This is a genomic window from Vibrio hepatarius (genome assembly GCF_043642085.1).
GTDB classification, from domain to species: domain Bacteria; phylum Pseudomonadota; class Gammaproteobacteria; order Enterobacterales; family Vibrionaceae; genus Vibrio; species Vibrio hepatarius_C.
The window spans coordinates 154,030-165,660 of record NZ_JBHZSA010000002.1 but is presented as its reverse complement, the minus strand read 5'-3'; the positions used below and the strand labels follow the sequence as shown (position 1 = coordinate 165,660).

General features: G+C 44.1%; 10 protein-coding genes. 1 reads left to right on the top strand and 9 read right to left on the bottom strand.

Annotated elements, in window-relative coordinates:
* Positions 1-80: 80 nt before the first annotated feature.
* The 9 genes from ACHUFZ_RS03890 to ACHUFZ_RS03850 all read right to left on the bottom strand — a co-directional run bounded on the left by ACHUFZ_RS03890 (position 81) and on the right by ACHUFZ_RS03850 (position 9,797).
* Entirely contained in the window at positions 81-1,580 is a 1,500-nt protein-coding gene (locus tag ACHUFZ_RS03890; RefSeq protein WP_394125974.1) for an NAD(P)H-hydrate dehydratase, read from the bottom strand.
* Positions 1,581-1,654: 74 nt separating this feature from the next.
* Complete coding sequence (locus ACHUFZ_RS03885; protein WP_053438899.1) at positions 1,655-2,092, bottom strand: PAS domain-containing protein; 438 nt, start codon at positions 2,090-2,092, stop codon at positions 1,655-1,657.
* Positions 2,092-3,096, bottom strand: coding sequence for a response regulator (locus ACHUFZ_RS03880; protein ID WP_394125973.1), 1,005 nt, complete (start codon positions 3,094-3,096; stop codon positions 2,092-2,094). Before ACHUFZ_RS03880 ends, ACHUFZ_RS03885 begins: the two co-directional genes overlap by 1 nt.
* A 129-nt stretch (positions 3,097-3,225) precedes the next feature.
* The gene (locus ACHUFZ_RS03875) at positions 3,226-4,356 is read right to left on the bottom strand and encodes an HD domain-containing phosphohydrolase (protein ID WP_394125972.1); all 1,131 of its coding nucleotides are present in this window, start codon (positions 4,354-4,356) and stop codon (positions 3,226-3,228) included.
* Positions 4,349-7,513, bottom strand: coding sequence for a hybrid sensor histidine kinase/response regulator (locus tag ACHUFZ_RS03870; RefSeq protein WP_394125971.1), 3,165 nt, complete (start codon positions 7,511-7,513; stop codon positions 4,349-4,351). The genes ACHUFZ_RS03875 and ACHUFZ_RS03870 overlap by 8 nt, the downstream gene beginning before the upstream one ends.
* Positions 7,506-8,090 (bottom strand): SpoIIE family protein phosphatase, encoded by a 585-nt coding sequence (locus ACHUFZ_RS03865; protein WP_394125970.1) that lies wholly within the window; start codon positions 8,088-8,090, stop codon positions 7,506-7,508. The genes ACHUFZ_RS03870 and ACHUFZ_RS03865 overlap by 8 nt, the downstream gene beginning before the upstream one ends.
* 1 nt (position 8,091) lies before the next feature.
* Positions 8,092-8,517, bottom strand: a complete 426-nt coding sequence (locus tag ACHUFZ_RS03860; RefSeq protein ID WP_394125969.1) for an anti-sigma regulatory factor — start codon at positions 8,515-8,517, stop codon at positions 8,092-8,094.
* On the bottom strand, positions 8,495-8,869 hold the full coding sequence (locus tag ACHUFZ_RS03855) for an STAS domain-containing protein (RefSeq protein WP_394125968.1): 375 nt from the start codon (positions 8,867-8,869) through the stop codon (positions 8,495-8,497). Before ACHUFZ_RS03855 ends, ACHUFZ_RS03860 begins: the two co-directional genes overlap by 23 nt.
* Before the next feature lie 7 nt (positions 8,870-8,876).
* The gene (locus tag ACHUFZ_RS03850; protein WP_394125967.1) at positions 8,877-9,797 is read right to left on the bottom strand and encodes a protoglobin domain-containing protein; all 921 of its coding nucleotides are present in this window, start codon (positions 9,795-9,797) and stop codon (positions 8,877-8,879) included.
* Positions 9,798-10,013: 216 nt separating this feature from the next.
* On the opposite strand from ACHUFZ_RS03850, the gene ACHUFZ_RS03845 reads away from it, so the two are divergent.
* On the top strand, positions 10,014-11,570 hold the full coding sequence (locus ACHUFZ_RS03845) for a methyl-accepting chemotaxis protein (RefSeq protein WP_394125966.1): 1,557 nt from the start codon (positions 10,014-10,016) through the stop codon (positions 11,568-11,570).
* Positions 11,571-11,631: the final 61 nt, after the last annotated feature.

Sequence of the window (11,631 nt, the reverse complement as noted above, 5' to 3'; positions counted from 1 at the left end):
GAAAGAACGAGCATTGTAACGAAATACTATGAAATAACAATCGAAGTCACAGAAACCAGTAAAAAAAGTTCACTTTTCGATCAGTAGTTTCCATTCAACCACCGATGAATCACGGCCCTCGCTTCCGGTATTACATCACTGGCGAGCAGGCCTATTTGGCCATATTGGTTTGCGAGCTTATCAGCGGCCGTACTGTGAATCAGAGTTCCTACTTTCGCAGCATCCGATAACGATAGCCCTTGGGCAAGCATTGCGGCAATAATCCCTGTGAGAACATCTCCCATACCGCCAGTAGCCATGCCTGGGTTACCGGCATTGCAAACATAAATATCATGACCATCGCAGATAAGCGTCCCAGCCCCTTTTAAGACGACGACACCGCCATATTTACTCTGAAGATCGGTCACAGCTTGAAAACGGTTTTGCTCCACAGCTACCACGCTACAGCCTAGTAGTCTCGCGGCCTCTCCCGGGTGCGGAGTGATCACTCTTTGTTGATCAACATAAGGTATGTTCGCGAGCATGTTCAGAGCGTCGGCATCACACACTTTAGGTTTAGAGATCTCCTTGCAGGCAGACATTAGCGTTTGAGCCCAACTATCGGTGCCTAACCCTGGACCAAGTGCGATCACATCTGTTGCCTGAAGCGCTTCATTCAGCAAGGAGCTCTCCCCACTCCATGAGCGAGTCATCACTTCTGGGCACCCGACTTGCAGAGCCAATGTCGAACTTTCATGACACAAAGTTCGAATTAGCCCCGCTCCCGTTCTGGCCGCTGCGCTGGCACATAGCCGAATTGCGCCAGAGTAACCTTCATTACCACCAATACAAAGTAAGCGCCCATGCTTACCTTTATGCGCCGTCGGGCATCTTTTCGGTAGCAAGTGCTTCACCAACTCGGGACTAAGCGATATAGCGGAGTAAGGGACAATCTGCCCAAACTCGTCAATCACTTCTAGGCCTGCAAAATGTAGCTCGCCAACTACGCTTCGAGCGTATCCCGTCATCAGCCCTTGCTTGACCCCGATAAAAGTAACCGTTGAACTCGCTGATATGGCAGCGCCCAATATCGAGCCAGTATCGCTACACAAACCTGAAGGGATATCTATCGATACGACAGGGAGATTCGTTTCGTTGACCTTTTCAATGAGCGCCTGCAACGGTTCGCGAACATCGCCACTTAAACCCGTTCCAAGTAATCCATCAACGATAAGCTCTGCATCTCCTGCATTAAAGCTATCTATCGAGCTAATCTCACCCCCACCGTTTAACCACTCTTGTTTGGCTTTTTTCGCATCACCCGATATTTTGGCATCATCCCCATAAAGATACAGCTGCACACCTAGGCCATCTTTCTGCGCCAACTTTGCCAAAACAAAGCCGTCTCCACCATTATTGCCACAACCGCACAAGATAGAGAGGTGTTTAATGTCAGGGTATTGATTTCGAATATGTTGGTAAACTGCCTTCCCTGCACGTTGCATTAGGGCATACATTTCTACGCCGGCTTGCTGCGCAGCCAAGTGCTCACCCTGCTTAACTTGCTGAGCGGTATATAAACGAGTAGGTAGTCGTTCCATGTAGGTACACTTTTGTAGAAATTGCTTACAGCATAGACAACAACGCCAAGGATTACCTTGGCGCTGATTACAATTTATTGTTGTTTGGAAACGAGAGCTTCTGCGGTGGCGTCTTGAATCGACAAAAACAACGAGCGAATTTCACCCGTTGGAGTTCGCATAGGATTCAAGGTGATGTTTTGGTACATGAAATCAGCTTGTTGCGTTACCGGGCGCACATTGCGACATTTAAATAGGTATGGTCGCTGCTGCCAGGTAATAAAGCTTCGGCATCCTAAGTCATAAACCGGTTTGGTTTTTAGCTTAAACCAATCTTGCGGGATTTCGGGAAACAGCTCAAACAGTGTTTTGTCTATCGCATCATGAGACTGTACGCCACTGTGGTGGGTCATAAAACCATTCCACACTTGAACCTTATAGTCTCGGTCGATAACAATCAAACCCAGATCGACGTTTTGTACCATATCCACCATCCAGTGGAATTGCTCAAATTCAGCAGGAAGATTCAACATTAAAAGTCCTCCATTAGGTACGACAATTTGTTATCAAGTAATGGCAAAGATTCATCCACAAACATAAACAATAAATCACACCTTATGCTAGTGCCGTCAATATTGTAACTCACCTCAAATGTCATGGTTTTTTGGAATGAACCACTGGTCGATTGGATAACCGAATCAATTGAGATGTGCTGTCCTAACAGCACAGGTGAACTTTGAAAGAATCGTACTTCTGATTGTTCACCGAGACCATTAAGAAATGAGCCAACAAGGATATTCGACACATCCATCAGAAGTTCAAGTTCTTCGAGTTCTTCACTGTCAGCTGGAACTTTCATCAATTTTTTAAGATCAGAAACGCTGGAATCGCTTAAAAGAACCAGAGCTTCCCCTGCTATCCCCTCACCACTGAAACCTTGGCAAACGCCTGAGACTTGGTCATTCTCTGCCAAGTCTCGCAATGCCATATGAAGCTCACTCACCTCAAAGATATTCACGTTAGGTAGCGGTAAATGCACAAATACATCGAAATGACGTGCTAGGGCATCTGCAGCGCGGCCAATGGAAACGTTCGCCACTTCCATATAAATATCACGGCGACGAAGAATGGGTAGATCGATTGCGACAGGTGTGACGATCTGTGGGCGACTAGCTGGCTCGACAAGTTCTTTAAGAACGGCATTAAGCGCTTCTTTATTGATAGGTTTTTGAATAAATGCTTTCGCACCCAAAGCCATCACGCGCTCTTTGGCTTTGGGTTGAATATCACCGGATACAACAACAACCGGGATATCAAGACCCTTGTTGCCAATCTCTTCAAGGGTACCAAAGCCATCCAACTCGGGCATGGTTAGGTCCAAAAACATCAATTTAAAATCGTTGTTTTCTAGCTGTTCTAATGCATCCAAACCATGAACAGCAAACGTTATATCAGCATTCAGCGAAGCAGGCAGTGAGCGAGCCATTTGCTTTCTCGCTAAAGCGGAGTCATCGCATATAAGTACCGGAAAAGACATGCGTACACCTACTCCTATTTGTCTAGTTTATTGGTTGAGTGTAACAGAACGTTATAACACCAGGTACGGCGATTCACATTTTTCTTTCAATTCATCAGTAGGTAAGACCACTTATTTCAGAGTTGAACCTTATTCATCTCCGCTGGCTTTTAAGTTGAACGAATCATCATCGAAGCCCTCATCTCTATACGTTGAGGCGACTTCTCTAAATTTCTTCTCTATAGACAGAAACGATTCAACCAATAATGGTTCAAAGTGAGAACCTGAACCCTCTTCAATAATTTTCACTGCTTTATCATGAGAAAAAGCAGGCTTATAAACCCGCTCAGAAATCAATGCGTCATACACATCGGCAATCGCCATTAGACGGGCACTCAATGGAATATTATAGCCAGATAGCCCTTCTGGATAGCCACTACCATCCCACTTTTCCTGATGGCTGAATGCAATCTCAATCGCTGTCGTTAAGAAATCACACTCGAAGTCGATTGAAGATTCAACAGTGAGCAAAACCTCACGCCCTAACGCAGTATGACTCTTCATGATGTCGAACTCTTCATCGGTTAGTTTACCGGGTTTAAGTAAGATACTATCCGAAATACCCACCTTACCAATATCATGCAGGGGTGCTGACTTATAAAGCAGCTCAATCGACTCTGCAGAAAGTTCATCTGGGTAGTGACCTTTTCGCCGCAACTCTTCAGCTAAGATGCGCACATAATTTTGGGTGCGACGAATATGATTACCTGTTTCGTTATCTCGAGTTTCTGCCAGTGACGCCATGGCACCGATGGTTGCATCTTGCAGAGTCTCTAACTCATGGGTACGTTCTTTCACCCTTTCTTCTAAGACCTCATTTTGGTGCGATAACTCATCCATAACACCACGTAATTTCAAATGAGTATTAATTCTGGTCAGTAAGATTGGCGGGCTGATCGGCTTTAGAATATAGTCAACCGCTCCAACCTCAAACCCACGCTGCTCATCTTCTATTTGGGTTTTTGCGGTTAAAAAGATAACGGGTATAGATTCGGTCAGAGGGTTTGCTTTTAAGCGAAGACACACTTCATAACCATCCATTTCCGGCATCATGATGTCGAGTAAAATAATATCCGGCAGTTTCGCCGAGGCAAGGTTTAGTGCTTGCTCGCCATTCACGGCAACAAGGACTTTGAAATACGGTTTCAACAAGCCGCTCAATAGCACTCTGTTTTCCGCATTATCGTCTACTACTAATACACTAGAGTTCAATTCATCCATTTGAACCTCCAAACATCTTTTCCGAATCAATCGGATAGATGCTGGCTGCTTTCCTTAACGCTATGCTCGCAGAGAGAAAATCACAATCATTGATATGACGGCAGCAGATCTCAAACGCTTCTGACTCAAGTAAAGTATTGAAGCGGAGGTAGTGCTCGTCAAGAAACTCTATGGCACTCGCATCAAATTCATTTAGCAGCATGTCTAATTGCAAAATCAAAGCAACGCTATCATCGTCTAGATTGTTACGGATCTCTGACGGGTACAATCGTCCCAATCCTTCACACACTTGCCGTAAAAATGGGCTGATATATTGCTCTAGCTCGTTTTTTGTCGCTTCAATCTCATTTCGTTGCTCAGTATCGCCAAGTTGAAGCTCTAGTCGAGCGGCAATATCAAATAAACGTACCATACCCAAGTTGCCCGCTGAGCCTTTTAGCGTATGGGTAATTAAACTCGCATAATCATAATCTTGCTTTTCCAAAGCGATATCGAGCCTAGAGACAAAGTCATGCTCTTTGTCGATTAACTGAGACAGTAATCGTCGATAAAGTGCTTCATTACCCGCCACTCTCAGTAACCCACTTTTAAGATCAAGGGATTCGACTTGCTCCAATGAAGTTACCGCCTTATTGCCAACGTCATCAACGGGTTCATCCGCTACTGCCTCAACCTTCTCTTCAGCAGCGGGTAACGCCTGAAAATCCGAGCAGCAACGCTTAATGGTGCTAAACAATACTTCAGGATCTATCGGCTTAGAAACATGATCGTTCATCCCTATAGATAAACAGCGTTCACGCTCTTCAATCATTGCGTGCGCTGTCATTGCCACTAATGGCACGTCATCAAGGCGCTGGTCGGCTCGTATGCGCTTACTCGCTTGATAGCCATCCATAACCGGCATTTGTAAATCCATAAATATTATGTCAAAGGGCGGATTTTCTTGCTGATAGACTTCTTCAAGAATATCTAGAGCTTCTTGACCATTGTTGGCTACCGTCACTTTCAGCCCTTTTTCTTCCATCAGCTCAACCGCGATCTGCTGATTGATCTCATTATCTTCCACCAGCAAGACGTTTAAACCTCTTAAGGAACTGTCTTTAGTACGCTGTTTTGAATGACTCTTAGCATTTTCTTGCAGCTTAGGTCCAAATAGGTCCATCAATAAGTCAAAGAGATAAGACTGCCCAACAGGTTTTGACAAAAATCCCGCAATATCGAGGTCATCAAGATCGAGAGAGATATCTTCTTTGTCATACGCGGTCACGATGACGATTTTAGGTTGTTGCTCCGAAGGAAGTGTTTGTCGGATTTTTTGCGTTGCTTCAATCCCACTCATGGTGGGCATTTTCCAATCCATGAACACTAAATTGTAAGGTTGATCTTGCTTCGCCGCTTCCACTAGTGCCTCAATCGCTAACTCACCACTAGAGACTAAACTCGGTCGATTAGGCAAAACATCGAGTAGGTCTTCCATCACCAAAAGAGCATGTTCATTGTCATCCACCACCATGGCTTTAACATCATTAAGGGTAGAAGGAACTACATGCGACCTAACTTCATCACCGTCAAAAAAGCCAGTTAAGACATTAAATTTAAACTGACTTCCTTGCCCAACGACACTCTCAACATGGATGGTCCCCCCCATCAACTCGACCAGACGGCGACATATTGATAAGCCAAGCCCGGTACCACCATAACGACGCGTGGTACTACCATCGGCTTGGGTAAATGCACTAAATAGCTTATCAGATTGTTCAGGGCTCATCCCGATACCAGTGTCTTGAACAGTAAAGTCCAATTCGATCTTCTCTTCGGAATAAGGCTTTTTGCTGACATGAACGGTGATTTCACCCTGCTCAGTAAACTTCACCGCATTATTCACCAAGTTGATAATGATTTGCCCTAAGCGTAATGGATCGCCAAACAGTACTTTGGGAACATTTCGGTCTATTTGAAATATCAGCTCAAGCCCTTTTTCAAATGCCTTTTGTCCTGTCACCATAGAGACATTATGCAGTACATCATCAAGATGGAATTCAATGTGCTCAATCGACAGCTTACCCGCTTCAATTTTGCTGAAATCCAAAATGTCATTAATAATGCCAAGCAACAGGGAAGCAGAGTTGTGGATCTTTAAAATGTAATCATGCTGTTTTGGCGTTAACTCTGTTTTTAACGCTAAGTGAGACATACCAATAATGGCGTTCATCGGTGTTCGAATTTCATGGCTCATGTTAGCCAAAAACATCGATTTCACCTCAACCGCTTCTTCTGCCTTCGAACGTGCTTTATTCAATTCATCTTCAACAATTTTTCTAGATGTCACATCACGTAAAAACATTGCGGCGCGGCACTGTTCATCAAACAAGAAAATGGTGATCCCAAGGTCAATAGGAATCATATGCCCTTTCGATGTGTACGTTTCTACCTCAAAGAACCCACCACTCACTTTGCTTTGGTCTTTAATGGAGAGCTCTCCACTTAACACGTCACGTAACTCGTCTGGCAGGTCGATTTGCAAAAGCTCGCACAGATTTGTGCCTTCCACTTCATCAAAGGAGTAACCGTATGTCTCTTCAGCCGTCTTATTCCATAGGATGATGCGTTGCTGACTATCAATGATAGCGACACTAGAGGGCGCCCCTTCGATAATGGTTTGGGACAACGCTTCATTCGCCTGTAAGTCTCTGGTTCTTAACTCAATTTCATGCTCCAATCCTTCCTGATGAAGCGCCAATTGTCGATTAGTATCCTGCAACTCTTCCATCAGCTCATCGCGCGACTTTTCGCTTAATATCGCCAATAATTTATCAGTTAACGCTGGTGTCATAGAGACTAAAGATTCAATGTTCCAAACTAAACTTTCTCCATTACGCGACAATTTCAAGAGAGGGACAGATACATCAGGGAGCTTATGATTTGAACCTTCGTATGACCAAACAACTTTGACCCCATCAGACTCCAATGACGCGTGCACCCAAAGCGTTGCATCATCATCAAATAAGCGCACCATGATTTCGCCACTAAGGAAGATCAGTTGGTCTCTAGCCTGAAAGCTATATCCCAAAATCTCGAGAATCGATACGAGCTTTCTACGAAAAGAAATACGAGCTACGTTGCTATTATCAACCCTGAACTGGAAAGAATTAGTCATGGCAATACCTAACAACTATGGCTGTTGCATCATCGAAGGACTTACTAAACGTCTGAACAAAAAATGAGGAGAGATAATCAAGAGCTTTACCATTTGCAAACTCCATTTCAGCTCGATCAATGTTTTCTTTTACCCCGTCGGTAGTGAATAGATACGTTTCATCAACATCAAACTGAAACTCAAAAGGTCGTAAAGTAGGTAGTAACTCACCAACAATGCCAGGTTGAGCGGCAAACGAACGATAGCTATGACCTAACTGACGAACCAGCGTATTCCCAATTCCAATGCCTGTAGCTTGTTTGGAGGCACAATCGAAATAAACCACGGTAAGAGCAGTGCCAAGCGACCCCACCAAATGTTCGTGTAAAGTGGACGTCATCCACTTGATATCTTTGCACGCAATCTCCGCTAGCTTAGATTCAATCATCCGAGCTAGGCTTGCTGCTTTAGGGCCGTGGCCAAGAACATCTATAATCACTACGATCAGGTCATCCCCTAACTGATGCACATAATAGCCATCTCCCGCTTCTGGTTCTCCTTGATAAGGAACGCAATAAACACTGAATTCGAATCCCATATTAGGTTTTCCACTTAATGAACGTTACCTGAGTTCCCTTGCCTAGCTCAGATTCAATATCAAACTCATCAACCATTCTCCGTACACCTGGAAGCCCTAACCCTAATGAGGAACCTGTCGAAAAATGTTCTTCTAATGCAGTTGAAAGGTCTTCTATACCCGGACCTACGTCTTTAGCGACAACTTTAATCCCTTGTTGTCTTTCTGATTGTTCGATGCTCCAAACAGTAATAATGCCTTCTTGGGCATACTTAACGATATTCATCGCTAACTCAGAGACGGATGTGGATATTTCACTCACTTCAGTTTCTGAAAAGCCTTTGTTCTGCGCCAATGAAAAAATCGCGATCACCGCACTCATAACATCCGACTCACTATAAATTCGATAAGTCTCAATCGTTTCTTCAATCACATTGTTCGATTCCACGCAAATGCCCTATCATCTCTAAGCCATCATCAATATTGCGAGCACAATGGAGATTCTCAGTCTCATAACCGATGTTAACTAAGGCCATGGCAATCCCAGGCCTGATCCCAACAAATGCGCATCCTCGCCCCATTACCTCAACCGTCGTTACTATTTGTAGCAACGCGTCCATGTCCATACGATCAAGCGTTTTAACTTCAGAGAGGTCAATAAGCACTCCTTTGATGGCATGCTCTCGAACCTTGTTCAACAGATCTGCACGGAAGTTATCTAACACCTCTGAGCTAAGATCGATTTGAACCGTTGCAACTAAAACGTTGCTCAATCGACTGATTGAAATAGACTTGGTCATATATCCTCTATCGCTCAGAAAATTGTTTCAACGCTTGGACATTCAGACCCATTATTTCAAAAGCATTTTCTAGCGCATCACGCAGTGTGGCATTGGTTTTTACTTCTCCGACATTAATACCGAGTTGAACCATAGTCTGAGCAATCATTGGCGACACACCTGAGACTAAACAATCGCACCCCATCAACTTGGTCGCTTTGGTAATCTTAATAAAGTGATTCGCTACCGCTGTATCCACCACAGCCACACCAGAAATATCCATAATGAAAATTTTGGCTCGGTGCTCTGAAATTTTATTTAACACCGCAGTCATGATGTCTTGAGCTCGCTTAGAGTCGATGATTCCGACAATGGGAAGCATTAATATGTCTTGCCAAACCATGGTTACTGGTGTGGACATTGCCAATAACGCTTCGCTTTGTTCAGCAATCCGCTTATTAATTAATCGAGAGTAAGTATCAACCACGATCGTGGTATCAAGGTGCAGAAGCTTGGTAAACGCAGTAACTAACGAACTGTATTCATCACTGTATAAGCTGCCGTCGTACATTCGCTTGGTAAAAATAACCATCGAGATATTCATACCAGCAAAATAGGTGGGTAATGGCAAACCAACCCGTGCGTGAATTTCCCCAACTTCTCGTCGCTCTTTTATATAAATATCATCAACCTTTGCCGCAAAAAAAGTCTCCCAATATTTGACCTGTGCAGATTGCACACGCTTCAACTTGACTTGCTCAGAGAAAAACTGTTGATACTCAGGCTGCTTTTCGAGCCAATCATAAAAATGGCGTACATAGTCATCCAGTTTTGGCACCATCATGTCACCAAACTTTCGAATTAGCGCTAAGTCCGCCTCGTTTAAATCATGAAGCTTTAACAGGCTATCAGCACTTGCATATGAACTAATTGAAGACCCATGTGGCATGAAAAACACTCCCTTATTTCAACGGATACACATCCTCAATGACATGAAACAAATCTCATTAATAAGTTTAATGGTAGACGAGGAATTGTAGATTTCAGGGTTCAATGAAAAAAAAGCAGGAAAAACCCGAGTAATTTTGTCAAGTATTCTGAGTTGTACATATACTTAATCTAATTCGCTCGAATCAAGTTGAAAATAGAACAAGGAATTGGAGCTATGCGTGTAAATCAACCCGTAACTCAAAAAGAAATCACCTACCCGCCCGAGTTCAATTTGCTTTCAATTACTAAGCCATCAAGTCACATCACATATGCCAGTAAAGACTTTTGTGATGTCGCTGGCTATACATTAGAAGAGCTCGTTGGGCAGCCTCATAACATAGTCCGTCACCCTGACATGCCCCCTGCAGCATTTGAAAATATGTGGACCTATTTAAAACAGGGCAACTCATGGATGGGAATAGTCAAAAATCGCTGTAAGAATGGCGATCACTATTGGGTGGACGCATTTGCCTCTCCGATAAAAGAAAATGGCAAGGCCATCGAATATCAATCCGTTCGCTTAGCTCCTAAACGCGAGCATGTTAAAAATGCAGAAGCACTCTATGCGCAATTAAACAAAGGTAAGATTCCTTTAAAATTGAAGCTGCCGCGCACTCGATTATGGCAACGCTTATCTCTTTCATTCTTAGTCGTGGCGATCGCATCAAGCCTTATTGCTACCTTTTCACCGCTCATGGCCATCTGGGCATTTTTCATAATCAGTACCGCTCTTGCTTTCGTTCAAACTCGACGCCTCGAGCAGTTATCAGGCGATGCTCGAAAAGTATTTGATAATCCACTCATGGAGCTGCTTTACAATGATAGGGTCGATGATATATCCGAGATCCAGTTAGCATTTAAGATGCGCCAGTCTGAGATCAACTCTATCGTTGGGCGTATACAAGACTCCAATCAGCAAGTCGTACAGGCGGCCAGTTCATCAGCCCATAACTGCGAAACAACCGCAGAGAACTTAACAGGCCAAACGTCAGAAACAGAGCAAGTGGCCGCTGCCATCAATGAAATGCACTCGACAGCAAATGAGATTGCTCAAAACGCTCAAAGTGCATCCGATGTTACCGACCAAGCGAATACCGCCGCCAACGAAGGCCGGTCGTCAGTAAGCCAAACTATCAGCTCGATTAATGAGCTTTCCAAACAGTTGGGCGTCGCCTCTGATGTGATTCAACAGCTGGTTGAGCATGGCCGAACCATAGGTGAAGTGCTGATCATCATCCAAGGGGTTGCTGAACAAACCAACCTACTCGCGCTCAACGCCGCTATCGAAGCTGCTCGCGCTGGTGAACAAGGTCGAGGATTTGCCGTCGTCGCTGATGAAGTTCGAAAACTCGCCCAGCGAAGTCAGGAATCAACAGAAGAAATCCAAAATATCATCAAGCAAATACAGAGCAGTACGGAAAAAGCCGTTCAAGCGATGAACGAAGGCACTCAGCTGTCAGATGTCTGTGTCGAATGCGCTGAAACATCGGGAGAAAAGTTGGACTCACTACTTAGCCAAGTCACCGACATCTCGGATAGGAATAGCCAGATAGCAACAGCAATTGAAGAAATGGCCAGAGTAACCGACGAGATGAACTCCAGTGTACAATCGATCAGTGACGTATGCGCCGCAACCAATATATTGGCAGGCGATACTAAAGAAGAGTGTGAAGGGCTAGTAAGAGACTTAAGTTCACAAGGCAAACTGGTCACACAATTTAGAAAACTCTAAACATGTCCATCTAGTTACAAACACAAAATTGAAATAATAAAAAAGCCTTCCGAAGAAGGCT

What these genes read in the sequence shown, in the direction of transcription:
- ACHUFZ_RS03875 (WP_394125972.1), bottom strand. Translation starts at nt 4,356, where the DNA reads ATGGATGAATTGAACTCTAGTGTATTAGTAGTAGACGATAATGCGGAA.
- ACHUFZ_RS03845 (WP_394125966.1), top strand. Translation starts at nt 10,014, where the DNA reads ATGCGTGTAAATCAACCCGTAACTCAAAAAGAAATCACCTACCCGCCC.
- ACHUFZ_RS03855 (WP_394125968.1), bottom strand. Translation starts at nt 8,869, where the DNA reads ATGACCAAGTCTATTTCAATCAGTCGATTGAGCAACGTTTTAGTTGCA.
- ACHUFZ_RS03880 (WP_394125973.1), bottom strand. Translation starts at nt 3,096, where the DNA reads ATGTCTTTTCCGGTACTTATATGCGATGACTCCGCTTTAGCGAGAAAG.
- ACHUFZ_RS03885 (WP_053438899.1), bottom strand. Translation starts at nt 2,092, where the DNA reads ATGTTGAATCTTCCTGCTGAATTTGAGCAATTCCACTGGATGGTGGAT.
- ACHUFZ_RS03850 (WP_394125967.1), bottom strand. Translation starts at nt 9,797, where the DNA reads ATGCCACATGGGTCTTCAATTAGTTCATATGCAAGTGCTGATAGCCTG.
- ACHUFZ_RS03865 (WP_394125970.1), bottom strand. Translation starts at nt 8,090, where the DNA reads ATGGGATTCGAATTCAGTGTTTATTGCGTTCCTTATCAAGGAGAACCA.
- ACHUFZ_RS03870 (WP_394125971.1), bottom strand. Translation starts at nt 7,513, where the DNA reads ATGACTAATTCTTTCCAGTTCAGGGTTGATAATAGCAACGTAGCTCGT.
- ACHUFZ_RS03890 (WP_394125974.1), bottom strand. Translation starts at nt 1,580, where the DNA reads ATGGAACGACTACCTACTCGTTTATATACCGCTCAGCAAGTTAAGCAG.